Genomic DNA, 21,322 nt, shown 5'->3' with positions numbered 1-21,322 from the left:
TCCCCTGCTTTAAACTAGAATATCAGTATAGAGCTCAGAAGAATCTGGCTCTGAGTCATTTTGTGCAAAATTTGCTGCATCAGCGACAATCGCGCGTACTTCTTTATCAATAAATTTTAAATCATCCTCACTTGCCCAACCCTGTTTAATTAAACGACTTTTTACTTGATCAATCGGATCGTGCTTTGATTTCATTTTCTCTACTTCTTCTTTTGATCGATATTTTGCTGGATCAGACATAGAATGGCCACGATAGCGATAAGTCTGCATATCAAGAATAATTGGTCCTTTACCCGAACGTGCCCAAACAATTGCTTCATCAGCAGCCCCTTTTACTGCGCGAACGTCCATGCCATCAACAGCAATACCTGGAATCTCAAAAGAAAGACCACGGCGAGAAAAATCAGTCTCTGCAGATGCACGCGAAACCGATGTTCCCATAGCATACTGATTATTCTCAATAATATAGATAACAGGAAGCTTCCAAAGCGAGGCCATATTAAAACTTTCATAAACCTGTCCTTGATTTGCAGCCCCATCACCAAAATAAACTAATGTCACATTATCTTTACCAAGATACTGATTCGAAAACGCCAGACCTGAACCAATTGGAACTTGCGCGCCAACAATACCATGCCCACCATAAAAATTCTTTTCTTTAGAAAACATATGCATCGAGCCCCCTTTCCCTTTAGAAAAACCACCCTGACGCCCTGTTAATTCTGCCATCACACCACGTGGGCTCATACCAGCAGCCAACATATGACCATGATCACGATAAGATGTGATAATTTGATCACCTGCTTTTGTTGCTTTCAATGTACCAGTAATAACAGCTTCTTGTCCAATATAAAGATGACAAAAGCCACCAATCAAGCCCATACCATAAAGCTGTCCTGCTTTTTCTTCAAAACGGCGAATAAAAAGCATTTCACGATAAGCATCAATTTCTTCCTCTTTGGTAAAATTAGCTATCTGTGCCATTTTAGTCGTATCTGATAATGCAGCATGCATTACCGACATAGATTTTTTTTTAGCCCGTCCTGCCATATACTTAAACTCCCTTCGATGATTATCTAGAAATAACCTCTACAAACAAAAGTTACAAGCATTATAAATCAGTTCAAGCCATACTTATGGTAACTGTTTTAAAATGCCTATTTTAGATTAATTAATTTCTAGTTCATTCAAACCAAGAGGAGAAGTTAAAATTGTCAGCTCATTTGGTTTAGAAAAGTTTAAATTTTTCCGCACATACTCATCGAGCATATCCTTCTCAATATGCCCATCACGCAAAAGAGAAATACGCTTTTCAATAGATACACGCTTAGTTTTTATCTGATGAAATTCCTCTTTCAACTCAATGATATGTTGATTAATTTTGCTACGCGAATAAAGCCCATATTCACCATGATAAATATGATAACTGAAATAACTCAAAACTCCCGTTGTTATCAGCGGTAGTACAAAGCGCGACTTGATTGATCTCTGTTTTTGTTTCGTCCACATAGAGCACAGTCTTTTTAAGATTTAATCAACTATGCATTACTTTGATTAACACCTCATTACCAAAACAACCATATACAACTAGTTTATTGTCACTTCCTAAATTATCTTATTACAAAATATCCGCTAATGCGTAATTTTATCTCCATTTTTATCAGTAAATCTTCCTGCTAAAATGAAGATAAAATCAACAACCACTCAAATCCAAGTAACCATCAATCAACCGATAAAGTAAAGAACAAGCATTACAACCAGTTCAAATTTTACCAACTATAAAACGATGAATACCAAATACACCAGTAAACCAACAAATAAGTGTAAGCATCAATTTTAATTGTTTTGTTTCTTTTTTTTTAAGATTGGAAAAACAGATTTAACAGCACCATCTTCACATACAAAGTCAAGATAATCAGCAATTTGGGGAGATTTTTTCCTAACCAATCCCATGCTGGGAATTGATAACGCTTACCATTATAATCTGATATAAGACAAGCTCCCTGATCTTAACTAATAATTATACCTCTCATTCTCATCTCTCACATAATCGGTATATTACTATGCTAGTCATAAAGACTTGAGTTTATCATTGTAAATATAATTATTTATTTAAAATACAATATCTTTACCTTTCTGTTCAAAGCCATTAATATTTAAAAAGCACCTGCATAACGAGCCTGTGTTCCTAGCATTTCTTCAATACGAATAAGTTGATTATATTTAGCCAATCTATCTGAACGTGCCAATGAACCTGTCTTAATTTGTCCACAATTAGTCGCAACTGCAAGATCCGCAATTAGAGAATCCTCTGTTTCACCCGAACGATGAGAAATAATAGCACGATAACCTGCTTTATGAGCTGTTTCTATAGCATCTAGTGTTTCACTTAAAGTACCAATCTGGTTAACTTTAATAAGAATAGAATTAGCAGCACCTATTTTTATACCATTGCGTAAACGCGCTGAATTTGTAACAAAAAGATCATCACCAACAAGTTGACATTTTTTACCAATCGAATCAGTTAGCAGCTTCCAACCTTCCCAATCATCCTCAGCCATTCCATCTTCAATTGTAATAATAGGGTAAGAATCAACAAGTTGTGTCAAATATTCTATTTGTTCTTGTGTATTACAACATTTATTCTCACCTTTATAAAGATATGAACCATCTTTATAAAATTCTGTTGAAGCACAATCTAAACCAATAGCAATTTGTTCACCCGGCTTATACCCACATTCTACTATAGAATCTATAATAAAATCAATTACTTGATAAGAACTTCTAAGATTAGGTGCAAAGCCACCTTCATCACCAATGTTGGTATTATAGCCTGCATTTTGCAAATGCTTTTTTAACATATGAAAAATTTCAGCACCATAACGAACTGCTTCCTTCAGTGTAGGTGCCCCAACTGGAATAATCATAAATTCTTGAAAATCGATTTGATTATCAGCATGAACACCCCCATTCATAATATTCATCATTGGCGTAGGAAGAACATGCGCTTGCGTACCACCAATATAACGATATAAAGGTAAGTTTAATGATTCGGCTGCGGCTTTTGCAACTGCCAAGGAAACACCAAGAATGGCGTTAGCACCAAGACGAGCTTTATTAGGTGTTCCATCCAAAGTAATCATTACTTGATCAATTGCTCTTTGGTTTCTTGCATCTTGTCCGATAAGGGCTTCAAAAATTTCACCATTAACTGCAGCAACAGCATTTTCAACACCTTTACCTTGATAACGTAGGTCACCATCACGAAGTTCTACAGCTTCATGCGCACCCCTCGATGCTCCTGAAGGAACAATGGCACGACCAAAAACTCCATCTTCCAAATGAACATCAACTTCTACAGTTGGATTGCCGCGACTATCAAGCACTTCACGCCCAATAATATCCACAATTATAGTCATACGAAGTTCCTCATCCAACAAAAATCTTTATTAAGTTTATTCACAAATACCATAGTACCAAAATATTTCCTATGCTCGATATTCAATTTGCTCTTTTTGCCAAACAATCAAAATCTATCAAAGTTTCAAGTAACCTGTATAAGTTATCAATTTTTATCATATTCAAACCATCAGACGGCGCATTATCTGGATCCTGATGTGTTTCCAAAAAAATACCTGCTATTCCAATAGAAACAGCAGCACGTGCTAATATTTCAACAAACTGACGTTGTCCACCAGATGAACTCCCCCTACCACCTGGCTCCTGCACAGAATGCGTAGCATCAAAAATAATAGGTACACCAAATGAACGCATAATTGGCAATGAACGCATATCAGAAACTAAACGATTATAACCAAAGGAAGTACCCCGTTCACAAAGCATAACATTAGGATTACCGCTTTGGGTTACTTTTTCTAAGACATTCTCCATATCCCAAGGAGCCAAAAACTGTCCCTTTTTAATATTAATAACACATCTCGTTCTAGCTGCTGCAACTAAAAGATCTGTTTGACGACATAAAAAAGCTGGTATTTGCAAAATATCTACTGTTGAAGCAACTGCCATACACTGCTCTTCTGTATGCACATCAGTCAGTACCGGACATCTAAATTCCTCCTTAAGATCAGAAAAAATAGCTATCGCTTTTTCAAAACCAATACCACGTATTGCACTCAAAGATGTTCTATTTGCTTTATCGAAACTAGATTTATAAACAAAACCAATACCAAATTGATCAGCAATTGTTTTAATTCGCCCCGCCATTTCAAAAGCATGATCTCGGCTTTCCATCTGGCAAGGACCTGCAATCAAAGAGAGCGGTGTTTCATTTGAAAAAACAACATTCCCAACTTTAACGATGGCATTTGGTTTAAACATCTCATTCCTCAAAAGTTAAGAAAATAAATTTATGAACTATTGTAACTTACTTTGCTTTATAGTGGCCTTAATAAAAGAAGCAAAAAGCGGATGAGGATCAAATGGACGCGATTTCAATTCTGGATGATATTGAACACCTATAAACCACGGATGATTTATATATTCTACTGTTTCTGTTAACATACCATCTGGGGATAGACCAGAAAAAATTAATCCACATTCCTCTAGCTTCTCTTTATACTGAATATTCACCTCATAACGGTGACGATGTCGCTCATAAATTTTTGTGGTACCATAAATTTTCGAGATATGGCTATCTTCTTTTAATTCAGCTACAAAAGAACCAAGACGCATTGTGCCACCAAGATTTCCAGATGCAGTGCGCTTTTCAAGAACATCTCCCTTAATCCACTCGGTCATTAAACCCACAACCGCATCTTTTGTTTTGCAAAATTCACTTGATGAAGCATTTTTAATATTCGCGACATTGCGTGCAACCTCAATACAAGCCAATTGCATACCAAAACAAATACCTAAAAAGGGAATCTTATTCTCTCGTGCAAATCGAATTGATTCGATTTTACCTTCTGCACCACGCACACCAAAAGCTCCAGGAACTAAAATCCCATGTATCCCTTCTAAATAAGATGCAGAATCTTCTTTTTCAAAAAGCTCTGCTTCAATCCACTCAACATTAACTCTCACTTTATTTGCTACTCCACCGTGCATAATTGCCTCGATAAGAGATTTATAAGCGTCTTTTAAACCAATATATTTTCCAACAATTGCAATCGTAACTTCCCCTTCAGGATGATGAATCCGATGTGTGATATCTTCCCAACAATCCATTTTTGGTTCAGGAGCACAAACAATTCCAAAAGCAGAAAGAACTTGTAAATCTAAGCCCTCTTTATGATATGCCATAGGAACATCATAAATCGTTGGAACATCCAATGCCTGAATAACCGCATTTGGATGAACATTACAAAAAAGTGATAATTTGTACCGTTCTGCCTCCGGGATAGGCCGATCTGTACGCACTAAAAGAATATCAGGAACAATACCAATTGCACGTAATTCTTTAACAGAATGTTGTGTCGGTTTGGTCTTTAACTCTCCTGCAGAAGAAATATAAGGCATTAATGTAAGATGCACATAAATAGCACTTTGTCTTGGCAACTCATTATGCAGTTGACGAATTGCTTCAAGAAAAGGCATTGCTTCAATATCACCAACAGTCCCACCTATTTCACATAAAATAAAATCAAACTCTTCGTTGCCTGTAGTAATAAATTTCTTAATTTCATCTGTAACATGAGGAATAACCTGGACAGTCGCTCCTAAATAATCGCCACGCCGTTCTCGTTCAATGATATTGCGATAAATACGCCCTGTCGTAATATTATCTTGGCTATTCGCAGAGCACCCAGTAAAACGCTCATAATGGCCAAGATCAAGATCTGCTTCTGTACCGTCATCAGTAACAAATACTTCACCATGTTGATAGGGTGACATTGTTCCTGGGTCAACATTCAAATAAGGATCAAGCTTGCGGATCCTTACGTGATACCCACGAGCCCGAAGTAATGCAGCTAAAGATGCTGCTGCAATTCCTTTTCCAAGAGAAGAAACCACACCACCAGTAATAAAAATATAACGTGCCATGGAACTAAGATAATAAATAGTTCATGATGGTTTTTCCAGTAAAAAATGAAAAAATACTCTTTCTTTCACAAAACAAAAATGTGGAAAAACCATCTTTTTAATGATCCACACCAACTTTACACAAATTACTCAGGCTTACTATTAGAAATTGGATCACCCATTGGCGGAGGAAGTGGATCTTCACTTGTAGGTGTAACTAGGTCATTTTTTTGTTGAGAAGATGCAGGAACACCACCCAATTGATCAATAATAGAAGGCTGATCTTCACTCTTACTTTCTGACGTACTTTCTTTTGTTGAATTTTTCCCTGAACTAACTGGAATACGATTGAGAATATCAGAATCAGAATTTGATAAATTTCCAACCACAACAAGCCCAATCGATATCGCAAAAAAACAAATTGCTAAGATAGTCGTCAAACGCGTTAACGCACTTTTGGTACCACGAGTGCTCATAAAACTTGAGCCACCGCCAAACCCACCACCTTCTGAAGGTTGAAGCAATACAACACCTACTAAAGCAATAACAACTAAAAAATGAATAACAATCAGTACTGTTTGCATAAATTCTGCTCTTTATAACTACTCACAACTACCTACACACAAATTTAAGTATAATCGAAGAGGAAATCATGATTTTCTCCTTATAATCTACGGTAAACCTCACAAATATTTAAAAAATCAACTGCTTTTAAGCTTGCTCCACCGATCAAAGCACCATTAACATGGGAAATATTCAAAAGCTCAAAAGCATTAGATGGTGTTACTGATCCGCCATAAAGCAAGCGTATTTTACACCCATCATCACCAAAGCGAAAACTAATCTTCTCACGAATGAAACTATGGATTTTCCCAACATCTTCCAAAGTAGGAATTTTTCCTGTACCTATAGCCCAAACTGGCTCATAAGCGATAACTACATTCTTTCCTGTTGAACCATCTGGCAAAGAATTCTCAAGCTGTTGTGTGAGTATATCGAAGACTTTACCATTTACGCGCTCTTCTAACGTTTCACCAATACAAACAAGAGCAACAAGACTCTCTCGCCATGCAGCTTGTACTTTAGCACAAATAATAGCATCATTTTCATGATAGGCTATACGGCGCTCTGAATGTCCAATAATAACATAACTAGCTCCTGCCTCCTTAAGCATAAATGCCGAAACATCTCCAGTATAAGGACCACTATCATTAAAATGGCAGTTCTGCCCTCCTAAAAGAAGCTTTTCGCTTTGGAGTATATCAGAAGCACGTGATAAAAGTGTAGCTGGAATACAAATAAGTGCTTCAAACAAATAGCCTAAATCAGAGCTAACACCAGCAGCAATAGCACGTAACTCTCCGAGAGATTCGACTGTCCCATTCATTTTCCAATTTCCAGCAACTAACGGCTGAATATCCGGAGCCATATTTTCACCTCAAAAGTTATTGAATAAACTTTTATCACTATTAAGTATCAAATTATACAACAAAAGCAAGTCTTTAAGCTTGCATCTTACTCATCTTTATTGCAAATTCTATCATTGTTGATAATAAATATGCCCAACTATAGGACTATTGAATAATGCTTGAGACTATAAGAAATGCTGTAAATTCTTGGATTGCCAAGATCTTTCTTACCGTTTTGCTTTTATGCTTTATCCTTTTATGGGGTCTACCGCAATTACATACAATAAATGAAAAAGAGCTTCTTACTTCTGGAAAGTCCGCAATAACTGTTGATACCTATCGTCTCGCACTTGCTGATCAAAGTTTACGTTTAGCCATTACTTCTCATCTTGGACGAATGTTTACACCAGATGAAATACAGAGATATAAAATTCCTGTTTTTGTTCTCAATCAGTTGCAACAGGACGTGTTGTTTGATGAACAAGTGCGTAAAATGAAAATTAATCTTTCAAAAGATGAAATAGCCCGTATCATTGGTAATGACAACATTTTTCACCGCGATAGAATCTTTAACCGCGACTTATTTCTCAACTATCTCCGACAATTACATACTAACGAAAGTAATTTTTTTAACTATTATACAAAAAAAGAAAAACGTAATCAGCTTATTTTAGCTTCATTATCTGGCATGAAAGCACCAGATATTTTCTACAAAGCATTTGCTACTTACCAAGAAGAAAAACGTATCGCTGATTATCTTGTTATTGATCTTAAAAAAGAGGAAAAAATAGCTGATCCTAATCAAGAGATATTAGAAAAATGGTTTGACACTCACAAAGAAAAATTTCGTGCTCCAGAATATCGTACTGTCTCTTTATTCTCTATGACATCAGAAGAATTTTTAAAACCACAAGACATCTCAGTAAATGAAATACAGACTTATTATACTCAAAATGCCTCGCGTTTTATTACTCCTGAAAAACGTACAATTGAAGAACTCCGTTTCTCTACACGTGAAGCCGCCGATAATGCAGCAAAAAAAATAGCCGGTGGTTTGAGTTTTGATGTTTTAGTTAAAGAAGAGAAAAAAACTCTCAGTGAGATAACGAAAGGTCCTCTAGCAGAAAATGAGCTTCCTAGTCATTTAGCATCTGAGATTTTTGAACTCAAAAAAGGACAAATTAGTGCTGTCATTAATGATCTACAAGGTCCTGTAATTATTCGCGTTACACATATCACACCTTCAACTCAAATTCCCCTTGAAAAGGTAGAAAATGATATTCGCCAAATACTTGCCCAAAATCATGCTAAAACTTATATACGTAATAAGTATATAGAAATTGAAAATGCCCGTCTTGAAGGTACTTCTCTCACAGAGCTTGCTAAACAACATAAATTGTCATTACGCAAAATTACTATTGATAAAACAGGCAAGACAACTGAAGGAATAACACTCACGGATTTACCTCAAAAAGATGTTTTATTAAATGCCATTTACCAATCACGTGAAGACATTGACATGGATCCACTCTCTCTACCAGAAGGAGGATACCTCTGGTATCAAGTAGATATGATTATTCCTGCCCGTGATAGGATACTTTCAGAAGTTAAACAAAACGCCATTGTTCAATGGAAAGAGGAAGAAATCCAACGTTTTCTTGACGAAAAAGCTCAAGATGTTCTCAAACAACTAGCTAAAGGAAAAAGTCTTGACTCTCTTGCAACTGAGCTTAGTATCACAAAAAAAACCACTCCAGCTCTCCGACGCCAAGATTCATCAAAAGTCCTTGGCATTGAAGGAATTAAAGCACTTTTTCATGGTGCCAAAGATCATTATGGCGTGGTAAAAGGTGCAGACACAACAAATCGTATTGTTTATAAAATAACAACATTAATCATACCTGAGGATATTACAGCTCACACTCTTTTATCTGATGTACGTACTAATATAGACATGATGATAAGAGAAGATTTGAAATTAGAAATGTTACAAGTTGCAAATAAAGAACATCCTATAGAAATTAATAACTTAAATTACAGCCGCATTTTCAGCACTTTTCAATAAACTACTAAAATTATAATATTTAAACTACTAAAATTATAATATTTTTTCTTATCTAAATAAAATATATACTTATTTATCAGAATGTGGAGTTTATTATCAATCGTTGATATACAGTCAATTAATCTGGTTCGTATGAAGATCTTCAGCGGAACTTTTATTCGCCTCGTAAGAAGTGATCGTTTACTATTTTACTATAGAGAGTAAGACAATGTATTTTAAATTAAAAAACTAATTCAGAGAATTCTATTTTGGTAAGCCTATAACGGTATAACAGATCACTATAAAATTTCACATTATTAAACATTTCGATCTCAACATCCAACCTGATGATTCAGTATCGAACAAAATGCTCCAAACTAAAAAATATCTTGAAAATGTATAACCCCTTTACTTCATATAACTATGTACAAAATAAAGCTTTCTACAAAAGAAAACAACATGTTCCTTTAGAAAGTTAAGTAACCATTCTAATTAAAAGCTTATCAACAAGCACTATAGATTAATCATACCTTCTTAACTCATATCAAAGTGATCAATATTACTATTTTCTCAAACATAAGTATTAATCAGTGATCTGAAACTATGTCTTAACAACAAGATCAGTATAACTTGTCATTACAGACTAACTCCCATCAAAGAAGGTAACCAAATGATTTACCCCTTAACGTGATATTTACCCTCAAGATTCTTACATCAAAAGATTGTCCTAAAACAAACTATAAGATACAAATCCATTTGCATAAAATTGTTTATGTTGTATACTAAATTAGTTGTTATTAACCATTTACCAAACGCACTCTTTTCACTATATTTAACATCCTAAATCTGCATTATAACTATATTTAAATAGAGTCAGTTTGGAAATATAGTAGCAATTACCATCATAATCATGTACAAAAACTTTTTGCTATTCTGCCTAAGTTCATTGATATAGGCCGCATGATTTCCAACACCTTGTGCTGATTTCTCATACCCATCAACTCGTATGGGAAACAGATTAGGTATAAAGAAGACAGTTTGGAACTTTTGGAACAACAACTCTAACTTTTAATTCAGGAGAACTATCCATAATTTTGCTGTTTTGCATATTAATAGTTCTACTCTTAGTTTTAAAACCTATTTTTCCACTAATAATTACATTATCCGCTTGAAGAACTTTTTGTTTAAAAAAATTATTTCTTCCTAGTAAAGTCAATAATAAAAAATATTATAAACTATAATTACAGTATTGATACTATTTTGGATCTAAAGTATAGTAAATGTAATGAAGTGTGTACAACTGATGACTTTAAAAAATGATATGAGCTAATTCAAAGGCTCCTGCAACCGAATAGATATTAGAATATATTGATAAGTATAAAAACAGTTTTTATATATGAATGAAACTAATATTCTCACATTACCTAAGTAAAAAAACAATATAGATTTCCGAAGAGTAATTAAAAAACTATATCTAAGTTTATATTGTTACTCATCCAAACACAGCAATCAAAGCTTTATCAACTAGCTTAATTTTGTGAATCTATTAAGTCAGCTAAAATTATTAAAAATGTTTTCTTTTTTACGACTCACTTATATCATGCTTCCTATATGAGTAATTGCCTTTTTTATTAGCGTAATTTAGCCTTAATAATAAGGAGGTCTTCACAAAAATGGACTATAAAAAAAATTTAGCTGAAAATCATCAAAGGAAATTACAACGTGGATTAGATAATCGTCATGTACAACTGATTGCCATTGGTGGTGCTATTGGAACCGGTCTATTCATGGGATCAGGGAAGACAATTAGTATTGCTGGCCCTTCAATTATATTAGTCTATGCTATTATCGGTTGTATTCTTTATTTTATCATGCGTGCTATGGGAGAATTGCTTCTTTCAAATACACAATACCGGTCTTTTATTGATTTTTCAGCTCATCTTCTAGGACCAAAAGTTGGATTCTTTATCGGCTGGACTTATTGGTTGTGTTGGATTGTAACTGGAACAGCAGATATTATTGCGATAGCTAATTATGCACAATTTTGGTGGTCTGAATTGAATCCCTGGATTCCTGTTCTCATCTGTATTGTTTTCTTTTTAATATTTAATCTCGTAGCAGTAAAATTATTTGGTGAACTTGAATTTTGGTTTGGTCTTATCAAAATCGTAGCAATTTTAGCATTAATTGTTATTGGATTTTATATGATTTTTATTGGCTTCACCTCTCCAAATGGCACTCTTTCTTCTCTTCGTAACGTATGGAATAATGGAGATATTTTTCCTCGAGGTATTGCCGGATTCTTTGCTGGATTTCAAATTAGTATTTTTTCTTTCGTTGGTATTGAACTAGCTGGAATAACTGCAGCTGAAGTCAAAGAACCCGAAAAAATTTTGCCAAAAGCAATCAACTCAATTCCTATTCGTATCGTACTCTTTTATATTTTCTCTCTCATTGTAATTATGTCAGTTACACCTTGGAATCAAGTTGCTTCCGATAAAAGCCCATTTGTAGAAATGTTCTTACTAGTCGGTATTCCAACTGCTGCTGGATTAGTTAATTTTATTGTTCTAATATCAGCAGCATCTTCAGCGAATAGTGGCATTTTTTCTACTAGCCGTATGATATATGGTCTTGCCACTAAACGAGGAGCACCTAGTTTTTTAGGAAAACTTTCTAATAATTATGTTCCAGCGAATGCATTATTTTTCTCTTGTTTATGTGTTTTGTTAAGCTATACACTTTTATCATTATCCCCAACTACTATAAGTGCTTTTACAATTATTACTACCATTGCAGCAATTTTATTTATATTCGTATGGTCTATAATTTTAATTAGTTATATTACTTATCGCCGCAACTACCCTAAACAACATATTACTTCTACTTATAAAATGCCAGGCGGTGTTTTTATGTGTTGGGTTATTTTAGCTTTCTTTATCTTTATTCTTTTTTTACTGACACTAGAATCTGATACCTTAATAGCTTTAAAATATACTCCACTATGGTTTGTTTTCTTAGGAATCATGTATTCTGTTTTTGGAAAAAAACTTTATTAAAAACAAATAATAAAACAACATCCTAAAAGGGTAATTTTTCTTCTATTACTCTTTGTATAGTGTTTTTTATTAGTTTTTCACTAGTTCAATATAAAATTCAGTTGCACTTTTTAATCGGTGGTATAATAGCACGAATTTTTTTACCAACTTCTTCAATAGAATGGATATCATTTAAACGCCGCATACTTTTAAAGTGTGCAGCGCCAGCTTTATATTCCTGTATCCAATCCGATATAAATTTACCTGTCTGAATATCCTTCAAAATACGCTTCATTTCAGCCTTAGTTTCACTAGTAATCACACGTGGACCAGATATATATTCGCCCCATTCAGCTGTATTAGAAATTGAACGATTCATATTCGCAATACCACCTTCATAAAGAAGATCAACAATTAACTTAACCTCATTTAAACATTCAAAATAGGCTATTTCTGGTGCATAACCCGCTTCTGTAAGTGTTTCAAAACCTGCACGAATAAGCTCGACAAGTCCGCCACAAAGTACAACTTGTTCACCAAATAGATCTGTTTCACATTCTTCTCTAAATGTTGTTTCAATCACACCAGCACGTCCACCACCAATATTACAAGCATAAGATAATGCTATATCATGAGCATTCCCTGAACTATCCTGTTCAACTGCGATTAAACAAGGTACACCAACACAACGTTGATACGCACTACGTACTGTATGGCCTGGCCCTTTTGGTGCAACCATCACGATATCAACTGTTTTTTTGACTTCAATTAAACCAAAATGAATACTCAAACCATGCGCAAAAGCAATTACTGCACCATCACGCAAATAATCACGAATAGAATCTTTATAAATATCCGCCTGCAATTCATCAGGCACCGCCATCATAATAAAGTCTGCCCACTTTGTTGCATCAACAACATTTACAACCTCAAAACCATCTATTTCAGCTTTTTTAACTGTTGCTGATCCTGATTGCAAAGCAACTTTTATATCTTTAACACCAGAATCTTTTAGATTTAATGCATGAGCACACCCTTGAGAACCATAACCAATAATAGCTACTTTCTTCTCTCTAATTAAATTAACGTTTGCATCACTATCATAATAAACACGCATAATAATACTTTCCCATAGAAATATTTAAATTGAAATTCAGAATTTTTGCGGATAGAAAGTAATCTCTCCTTGAGTATATTATATTTCATATTTGGCAGATGGTCACACCACGACTTATGGATAAAGTGGCATCTGAATAAATTTAAATTTTCATATTGTAAACAAAAAGATCCTAAAGTTGAAAAAATAATTAAAATTTTTGATATTAGTATTTAAATTATCTTATTTGAAAAATTCTTTATAACCCTGATTAGAGAAAATAACAAAACAGCCCTATACAAATTGTAACTGTTCAATCAGAATTTAATGAAATATTTGGAAGGTTTCTCCCTTCAGAAACAATAAGAAATTTTATTTTTGAATCAGCATTTTTTATGGTTGCAAAAAGACTTTTGTAGTAAAAGTTCTCTATAAGCTCATCGCAATAAAAATATAGTTATGTTTTAGCATTGCAAAATTCCTTCTTCAACAAAACGCTTATAAAGTATAAAATGAAGTGCATTAGTTACCTTAGAAGTAGAAGTAATATTAGGTACATAAACAGCTAAAGTAAATGAAAAATTCTTACTATCAAATGCTGTAAAACTCACCTGTGGTGCAGGATTTTTTAAAACTCCTTCTATTACTGAAGCAACCTCCAATAACATTTCAACAACACGCTCTGGATCAAGGGTAGTTGAAACAGTAAGAGGTATATCAATTCGCCCTATTTTACTAGGACGCGTCCAATTGCTCACATTATTATTAATAAGGCTTGAATTTGGAACAATAATTGTCTGACGCTGAAATGTTTCAATTTCTGTCGCACGTACACTGATGCGTTTTACAATACCACGCACTGATCCAGTTTCTATATAATCCCCTAATTTAAAAGGTCGCCCAATCAAAATAATAAGACCAGATACAAAATTCTGGACGATATTCTGCAAACCAAAACCAATACCAAGCGAAAGCCCACCAGCAATAAGCGCAAAATTCCTAACATTTAAACCTGCTATTGATAACCCTATTAAGGTTGATATGGCAACGCCACCATAAGTTATGACTGTTTTGATAGAATTACGTACGCCAGAATCGAACTCTCCACGCACTAGCACCGTAATATCTAACCACCTAACAAATAGGCGGCTAAAAAACAAACAGATAAAAAAAACGATTATTCCCATGACAACAGAAATCAAAGAAATAGATATACTACCAATTTGAATACTGGTCATTAATTGCAACAATATTGTACCTATATCGGAATATGAAAAACCAAATTGCATAACAATCGGCACCGTACAAAATACAATAACAATCAAATTGAGAAAAATACTGCTAATAATTCCCAATCGATTCATTGTTTTTTCTTCTAAATGAAACCGTCTTACCAAAGAACGACCAACACTCGTTCTGATAAACTCCCCTTCAATTCCGATAGCACAAGCACTTCGCACACCCAAATACATCAACGCCAAAAATACACTACAGATCACAACCTGTTGCATAATAAAACGAGCTAAACCAATATAACCTAAGAAAGCTATTATGATCAGCAACAATCCAAGCATAATGATTGGAATACGTATACAAAACAGCCAAGACGGTGCTTCCTCTCTTGTACTTTGACGCCTAAACTGCAAAGGTACAAACGAGATAATAAATAACAAGACTGCCATAAGGAAAACAGAAATAAAGCTTTTCTCAATAATCAAAGAAAAAGATACTGATATTATTCGATAAATACTATCTATAATAGTATCTAATGCAAAAACCATACCTAAAAGAGTCAGACAAACTATCAATTGATATGCTGCCAACGGTGCAACGTTCAAAAGACGTATATGCGCTCTATATGGCGATAAAAGAATAACTGTTATACGATTCAATAAAAAGACTAAGATAATTTGGTGTCCTATCGTATAAAATACTTCTGTAAGTATTCCTAGATATAAACCAAGACTGCGAAATAAAAATAATGTCAGATAAACATAAATAGCACATATAAAAGAAGGAAGTAAAATTGAAATCAAAGCAATCAATAAACGCTGTAAATAAGATATCTCATCATTCTTTTTGAGAAAATAAAACTTTACATAAGCAATAGATTTACTAGAAAAATATGAAAGACCTAAAGTAACAATAAATGGAATAAAAAAAGCAAAAAATAATTGTAAAGGTTTAAAGTAAAGTACAAATTTCCACCAAGAATCAAATAATAATAAAAAATCACCAAAGACCTCTTTGGTTTTTTCAATAACATCTTGAACCATTGATATTGAAAATTCAAACCTTTGTGTAAGCATACGTGCAAAAAGCTCTCGAGACTGAGAAATCGTCAATTCTGCTATCTTATTTGCAGCTAAAAATATTTCTTCCAATTTATTAAGTGCACTATTAATTTTATTTTTTTGTTCTGTGATATTTGAGTACTCTTTTTTCTCATTTTCCAAATTTTTTGTATTATCACCTAGTATAGTCAACTGATTAATAATCTCATTAATATCATTAAGAGAAATGCGTAAAATAGATGCTCCTTCTAAAGCTTTCTTACTGATATCTCGTGCCTGCAACCGCCATTTTGTCAAAACATGTTCATCTTCTGGTTTACTTTTTAAGCTTACTTGTAAAATTTTAATATCTTGCACAAGAGACTCAATAATCATTCCTTGCTGTTGAATAATTTTATCAATCTCAACCGATTGTGATGTTGATTCTAAATCTCCCCATGCAAAAGCACTAGAGAAAATATTAGTCAAAAAAATTAAGAAAAAAGGGAAGGCTCTCTTTAAAAGTGAATACATCTTCATCCTAAGAATAAACATTTATTTAAGTACTCCCTTAAAATATGATATATGATAAGCATTCCAAATTTTTATAAAAAAGCCTATAAAAAACCTTCCTTCATCAAATAATGCTGATAAAAAAGTAAATAAGAAATAAGTCAAACTCAACAATAGAAGAAAAGGACTTTAATATGTTTTTTTGCATTTATATTGCAAAAAAGAAAATTTTTTCTCTTTATATAATCTATTTTTTCTATCCAGCTTTAAAATTTCAATAATTTATGATCTAGGCTTCACACTAATCAAACAATAACACACTGACCATATAATTTTAATAGTTGTACTTTTTCAAAGTATATTAGTATTGAATGTATTTTCAATTCCTGCCATAATTTCTCCTACACAATTTCATAGCCTTCAAACGCAACTTTTTAAATCAACATGCCCCTCCCCTTACTTGATCTATAAAACAACAATTCTATTTTACCTTTTTCTTTCGCGTTTAACTTTGATTATTTTAACGTGTCTACTAATTGGAATATATCATGCGTACACCTAGATGGCTGGCTACTTTTTACTGTTTTATTCTTTTAAGCAGCATTTACGTTGCCTTACCTAACTTATTTTCGCAAGAACAAATCAAAAATTCGAAATTCCTCTCTAATACCCATGTAACACTTGGGCTAGACCTTCAAGGAGGGTCCTCCCTTTTGCTCGAAGTAGATATCAAAACATTAAAACGAGATCAGTTACGTACGGTTTTAAACAATGTACGTATAAAATTGCGTGAAGCAAAAATTCACACATCTAGTGTTCGTATTATAGATGATAGTATTGTCGTTGTTATTTCTGATACTACACAAAATAAAAAAGCTGTCACTGCTTTAGAAACACTAATCATACCTATAACCAATAGCTTTGGTACCACAGCTAATGACATTGTGGTCAGTAATCAAAACGAAACTATTCGTGTAACATTAACTGACTCTGGTATTAATGATCGTGTTAATAAAGCTGTTGAACAAAGCTTAGAAATTATTCGCCGTCGTATTGACCAAGTTGGTGTTACTGAACCTGCTATCCAAAAAGTAGGAACCAATCGTATTATGGTGCAATTGCCTGGCCTACAAGACCCAAAACAATTACGTGATCTTCTAGGAACTACTGCTAAAATGACTTTTCACCTTGTACCTGCTAATGTTGATATCAATAATCCACCTGTAGGTGTTTCAATTCTTCCTGGTTATACTGACTCAAATCAACATTATGCAATTTATGATCAAATTGCTTTGGATGGAAATGTTCTTAAAGATGCACGCGCAGGATTCGATCCGCAAATACCTGGGCGCTCTATCATTTCATTCACTATGAATTCTATCGGCTCAAAGATATTTGCAGAAATAACACGCCAACATATTAACCGTCCTTTTGCAATTGTTCTTGATAATAAAGTCTTAACTGCTCCTGTCATTAATAGCGTCATCCCCAATGGGCAAGGACAAATCACAGGAAATTTTGATCCTAAAGAAGCATCAACCCTTGCTGCTTTGCTACGCGCTGGTGCTCTGCCTACACCATTAACCGTTATTGAAGAAAGAACTGTAGGCCCAAATCTTGGCGCTGATTCTATTAAAATGGGCCTGTATACAGGTATTATGGGCTTTATTTTTGTTACAATCTTTATTTTTCTTTTATACGGTATCTGGGGTATTATTGCTGATATAGCGATAGCACTGCACACTATTTTGATATTTTCTGCACTAAGCCTTCTTGGTGCAACGCTTACATTGCCTGGCATTGCTGGTATTATTTTAGGTATTGGTATCGCTGTTGACGCCAATATTTTGATTAATGAACGTATTCGCGAAGAAAGTAAAAAAGATATAAGCACTTTCGCTGCTTTAGATCGTGGGTTTAAACAAGCTTTTTCAACTATCCTTGATGCCAATGTGACAGCTGTCATTGCAACTGCTTTACTATTTTTGTTTGGAACCGGTCCAATTCGCGGTTTCGCTGTAACAATGTTACTTGGCATTATTATATCTATGTTTACTGAAATCACCATAGTACGAATTATGATGATTTGGGTAGTGAATAAATGGAAAATAAAAAAACTGCGGTTTCAGTCTTTTTTCAATTTTATTCCTAAAAATACAACCTTTCATTTCATGAATGTCCGTTTCATTGGTGTTGGTATTTCAATCATTTTATCACTGTTTTCAATTTTTTTGTTTTTTAAACCTGGTTTAAACTTTGGAATTGATTTTGTTGGTGGTAGCCAAATAAGCATTACGACAAAAACACCGACAAACCTGGTAAGTTTGCGTTCAAATCTTTCTGCTCTTAATATCGGTGAAATTACACTGCAAAATATTGATAATGAAAACACAGTACTGATTCGCATACAGAAACAAAGTGGTGGAGAAGTGGAACAAACTATCGCTATTGATAAAGTCAAAAAAACTGTGCAAAGCATCTATCCAGATACAACATTTGATCAAACAGAAATTGTTGGTCCTAAGATTTCAAGCGAGCTTGCTACAGCTGGTTTTACTGCTGTCATTTTAGCAACGATTGCTATGTCTCTCTATATCTGGTGGCGTTTTGAATGGTTTTTTGCAATTGGAGCAATTGTTACACTAATCCTTGATATTATAAAAATGGTTGGTTTTTTTGCTTTATTTCAATTTGATTTCAATTTAACAGCCATCGCTGCCCTTTTAACAATTGTTGGTTATTCGATCAATGATAAGGTTGTTGTCTATGATCGAATGCGTGAAAATATGCGCCTTTATAAAAAAACACCACTGAGTGAAATAATTGATCTTTCAATTAACCAGGTTTTTATACGCTGTATTTTTACATCAGCTACCACAATATTAGCTATGTTACCTATGGCTCTATGGGGAGGAAGTGCTGTCAATAATTTTGCATGGCCTATAGTCTTTGGTATTATTATTGCAACGTCCTCTTCCATTTTTATTGCAGCTCCCATTTTATTACTATTAAATAATTGGTGGTATAAAAAGAATAAAGGAAATAACAATTAAAATCATATAAATACCAAATTAAAATAGCGTGTTAATTTATATAATATGTTATTCTTTTCTTTTAAAATATAATCATCGTGACAACTCTTTATAAAGAAAGCACTATACTATAATTATGCCTCATGATACGCCACTAATTACAACTATTGTTGCAGGTTTATGTTTAGCATTTATTTTCGGAATGATTGCTAACCGTTTGCGTATCTCTCCATTAGTAGGATATCTATTAGCTGGTGTCATTGTAGGACCCAATATAGGGAGTTTTAAAGTAGATTCTATTCTGATCAACCAACTTGCTGAAATTGGTGTTATTTTGCTGATGTTCGGTGTTGGACTACATTTTTCATTAAAAGATCTTTTATCTGTTAAAGCCATTGCTATCCCTGCAGCCATTACACAGATGGTATTTGCTACTTTTCTTGGTTTATGCCTCGGTTGGATCATGGGATGGCAACTTAGTGATGGTTTAGTATTTGGTTTAGCACTATCGACAGCAAGTACTGTAATCTTGTTACGCGCTCTGCAAGAACGATGCTTGATCGAAACAGAAAAGGGACGTATTGCAATTGGTTGGCTAATTATTGAAGATTTAGCCATGATTCTAATATTAGTTCTCATACCTGCATTAGCAAATATCCTTGGTAATACAAAAAAGGAACCAATCGACCCTCTTGTTCAATGGTTAAATTTAAATGTTTGGGAAATTGTTGGATTAACGATTTTAAAAATCATTGTATTTGTTGCTCTCATGTTTGTTATTGGAAAGCGTTTTATCCCGTGGTTATTAAAAGTGAGTGCACAATCTGGATCGCGTGAATTATTTCGTCTTAGTGTTTTTGTTATTGCATTAGGAGTAGCTTTTGGAGCAGCTCACTTATTTGGTGTTTCGTTTTCTCTTGGTGCCTTTTTTGCAGGCATGATGATGAGTGAATCAGAATTAAGTCATCGTGCAGCGGAAGAATCTTTACCACTGAGAGACGCATTCTCCGTTCTTTTTTTTGTTTCTGTGGGCATGTTATTCGATCCTATGAAAATTCTAACTAACTTTTTTTCTCTTCTCGCAACCTTATCGATTATCATCATAGGAAAATCTGCTGTTGCTTTTTTCATTGTTAAAGCTTTCCGCTATTCTAATGGAGTAGCTTTGACCATTTCAGCTAGTCTAGCACAAATCGGAGAATTTTCTTTTATCCTTGCAGGATTGGGTTCAAGCCTTGGACTGTTAAACAATGACGCTCGTGACTTAATCCTTGGAGGTGCAATTCTTTCTATCTTGCTCAATCCTCTTGTCTTTTTTGCCATTGATAAAATTAAAAAACATCTAGAAAATTCTTCTGCCAACTTGCAAGATAAGCAAACAGTCATTACTATCGATCCTCAGGATTCTGATGAAGAAGTTCTACCAACTACTTCAAAAACTGATCATATCGTAATTATTGGTTATAGCTGTGTCGGAAGATATATAACATCATTTTTAATGAAAAGAGATCAGCCTGTTATAGTAATTGAAGAATCAAAGCGTCTTGCTGATAAAGCAATAGCAGATGGTATTGAAACAATTTGTGGTAATATTATTAAAGAGGAAATTATTGATGCAGCAAATATTAGAGAGGCATGTAAAGTCGTTATTACAATGCGAAGCACTATTGAAGCAGGACAATGTATAGTAAATATACGCCATCTGAACAAAAATCTTCAAATAATTGCTCATGCATTGTCTGAGTCAGAAACATCTTACTTAGTCGATTTAGGAGCGGATATTGTAGTGACAAACGACAAAGAAATCGCTAATGGTTTTATTGAATATATAATTGGACAGAGATCTATAAGGAATACGTCTGATAATGAATTAACTTTACAAAAAATATAAAAAAGCAAAAATGGATACAGAAGTGTGTAACTTAAAGAAATTTA

The 21,322-nt window shown here is 34.0% G+C and carries 13 protein-coding genes; 4 read left to right on the top strand and 9 right to left on the bottom strand.

Annotated elements, in window-relative coordinates:
• Positions 1 to 9: 9 nt before the first annotated feature.
• The 7 genes from pdhA to tpiA form a co-directional block, all read right to left on the bottom strand.
• On the bottom strand, positions 10 to 1,050 hold the full coding sequence (gene pdhA, locus BJB63x_RS02130) for a pyruvate dehydrogenase (acetyl-transferring) E1 component subunit alpha (RefSeq protein ID WP_078718819.1): 1,041 nt from the start codon (positions 1,048 to 1,050) through the stop codon (positions 10 to 12).
• 117 nt (positions 1,051 to 1,167) lie between these two features.
• Positions 1,168 to 1,509 carry an FtsB family cell division protein gene (locus BJB63x_RS02125; RefSeq protein ID WP_078718818.1) on the bottom strand — a complete coding sequence of 114 codons (342 nt, stop codon included), beginning with the start codon at positions 1,507 to 1,509 and terminating at the stop codon, positions 1,168 to 1,170.
• 647 nt (positions 1,510 to 2,156) lie between these two features.
• The gene (eno, locus tag BJB63x_RS02115) at positions 2,157 to 3,419 is read right to left on the bottom strand and encodes a phosphopyruvate hydratase (protein WP_078719520.1); all 1,263 of its coding nucleotides are present in this window, start codon (positions 3,417 to 3,419) and stop codon (positions 2,157 to 2,159) included.
• A gap of 82 nt (positions 3,420 to 3,501) precedes the next feature.
• Positions 3,502 to 4,338 carry a 3-deoxy-8-phosphooctulonate synthase gene (gene kdsA / locus BJB63x_RS02110; RefSeq protein WP_078718817.1) on the bottom strand — a complete coding sequence of 279 codons (837 nt, stop codon included), beginning with the start codon at positions 4,336 to 4,338 and terminating at the stop codon, positions 3,502 to 3,504.
• A gap of 36 nt (positions 4,339 to 4,374) precedes the next feature.
• Positions 4,375 to 6,003, bottom strand: coding sequence for a CTP synthase (locus tag BJB63x_RS02105; protein WP_078718816.1), 1,629 nt, complete (start codon positions 6,001 to 6,003; stop codon positions 4,375 to 4,377).
• A gap of 125 nt (positions 6,004 to 6,128) precedes the next feature.
• Positions 6,129 to 6,566, bottom strand: coding sequence for a preprotein translocase subunit SecG (secG, locus tag BJB63x_RS02100; RefSeq protein WP_078718815.1), 438 nt, complete (start codon positions 6,564 to 6,566; stop codon positions 6,129 to 6,131).
• 80 nt (positions 6,567 to 6,646) lie between these two features.
• Positions 6,647 to 7,411: a triose-phosphate isomerase gene (gene tpiA / locus BJB63x_RS02095; protein ID WP_078718814.1), complete on the bottom strand. Its 765-nt coding sequence runs from the start codon at positions 7,409 to 7,411 to the stop codon at positions 6,647 to 6,649.
• A 155-nt stretch (positions 7,412 to 7,566) separates the two neighbouring features.
• On the opposite strand from tpiA, the gene BJB63x_RS02090 reads away from it, so the two are divergent.
• Positions 7,567 to 9,456 (top strand): peptidyl-prolyl cis-trans isomerase, encoded by a 1,890-nt coding sequence (locus BJB63x_RS02090; protein WP_078718813.1) that lies wholly within the window; start codon positions 7,567 to 7,569, stop codon positions 9,454 to 9,456.
• Positions 9,457 to 11,108: 1,652 nt separating this feature from the next.
• On the top strand, positions 11,109 to 12,494 hold the full coding sequence (locus tag BJB63x_RS02080) for an amino acid permease (RefSeq protein WP_078718811.1): 1,386 nt from the start codon (positions 11,109 to 11,111) through the stop codon (positions 12,492 to 12,494).
• A 97-nt stretch (positions 12,495 to 12,591) separates the two neighbouring features.
• Here BJB63x_RS02080 and ilvC read toward each other — a convergent pair whose 3' ends face one another.
• Together ilvC and BJB63x_RS02070 are read right to left on the bottom strand one after the other, a co-directional pair.
• Positions 12,592 to 13,590 (bottom strand): ketol-acid reductoisomerase, encoded by a 999-nt coding sequence (gene ilvC / locus BJB63x_RS02075; RefSeq protein WP_078718810.1) that lies wholly within the window; start codon positions 13,588 to 13,590, stop codon positions 12,592 to 12,594.
• A gap of 443 nt (positions 13,591 to 14,033) precedes the next feature.
• Complete coding sequence (locus tag BJB63x_RS02070) at positions 14,034 to 16,376, bottom strand: mechanosensitive ion channel family protein (RefSeq protein ID WP_078718808.1); 2,343 nt, start codon at positions 16,374 to 16,376, stop codon at positions 14,034 to 14,036.
• 527 nt (positions 16,377 to 16,903) lie between these two features.
• Between BJB63x_RS02070 and secD the strand changes: the two genes are divergently transcribed.
• Together secD and ybaL are read left to right on the top strand one after the other, a co-directional pair.
• On the top strand, positions 16,904 to 19,408 hold the full coding sequence (secD, locus tag BJB63x_RS02065; RefSeq protein ID WP_078718807.1) for a protein translocase subunit SecD: 2,505 nt from the start codon (positions 16,904 to 16,906) through the stop codon (positions 19,406 to 19,408).
• Between the two features lie 115 nt (positions 19,409 to 19,523).
• Complete coding sequence (ybaL, locus tag BJB63x_RS02060) at positions 19,524 to 21,278, top strand: YbaL family putative K(+) efflux transporter (RefSeq protein ID WP_078718806.1); 1,755 nt, start codon at positions 19,524 to 19,526, stop codon at positions 21,276 to 21,278.
• The last annotated feature ends 44 nt before the right edge of the window (positions 21,279 to 21,322 follow it).

The organism is Bartonella sp. JB63 (assembly GCF_002022665.1).
Taxonomy (GTDB): Bacteria; Pseudomonadota; Alphaproteobacteria; order Rhizobiales; family Rhizobiaceae; genus Bartonella.
The sequence above is the reverse complement of the archived record's forward strand: the minus strand, read 5'-3'. Positions and strand labels throughout refer to the sequence as shown.

What these genes read in the sequence shown, in the direction of transcription:
- pdhA (WP_078718819.1), bottom strand. Translation starts at nt 1,050, where the DNA reads ATGGCAGGACGGGCTAAAAAAAAATCTATGTCGGTAATGCATGCTGCA.
- BJB63x_RS02125 (WP_078718818.1), bottom strand. Translation starts at nt 1,509, where the DNA reads ATGTGGACGAAACAAAAACAGAGATCAATCAAGTCGCGCTTTGTACTA.
- eno (WP_078719520.1), bottom strand. Translation starts at nt 3,419, where the DNA reads ATGACTATAATTGTGGATATTATTGGGCGTGAAGTGCTTGATAGTCGC.
- kdsA (WP_078718817.1), bottom strand. Translation starts at nt 4,338, where the DNA reads ATGTTTAAACCAAATGCCATCGTTAAAGTTGGGAATGTTGTTTTTTCA.
- BJB63x_RS02105 (WP_078718816.1), bottom strand. Translation starts at nt 6,003, where the DNA reads ATGGCACGTTATATTTTTATTACTGGTGGTGTGGTTTCTTCTCTTGGA.
- secG (WP_078718815.1), bottom strand. Translation starts at nt 6,566, where the DNA reads ATGCAAACAGTACTGATTGTTATTCATTTTTTAGTTGTTATTGCTTTA.
- tpiA (WP_078718814.1), bottom strand. Translation starts at nt 7,411, where the DNA reads ATGGCTCCGGATATTCAGCCGTTAGTTGCTGGAAATTGGAAAATGAAT.
- BJB63x_RS02090 (WP_078718813.1), top strand. Translation starts at nt 7,567, where the DNA reads ATGCTTGAGACTATAAGAAATGCTGTAAATTCTTGGATTGCCAAGATC.
- BJB63x_RS02080 (WP_078718811.1), top strand. Translation starts at nt 11,109, where the DNA reads ATGGACTATAAAAAAAATTTAGCTGAAAATCATCAAAGGAAATTACAA.
- ilvC (WP_078718810.1), bottom strand. Translation starts at nt 13,590, where the DNA reads ATGCGTGTTTATTATGATAGTGATGCAAACGTTAATTTAATTAGAGAG.
- BJB63x_RS02070 (WP_078718808.1), bottom strand. Translation starts at nt 16,376, where the DNA reads ATGTATTCACTTTTAAAGAGAGCCTTCCCTTTTTTCTTAATTTTTTTG.
- secD (WP_078718807.1), top strand. Translation starts at nt 16,904, where the DNA reads ATGCGTACACCTAGATGGCTGGCTACTTTTTACTGTTTTATTCTTTTA.
- ybaL (WP_078718806.1), top strand. Translation starts at nt 19,524, where the DNA reads ATGCCTCATGATACGCCACTAATTACAACTATTGTTGCAGGTTTATGT.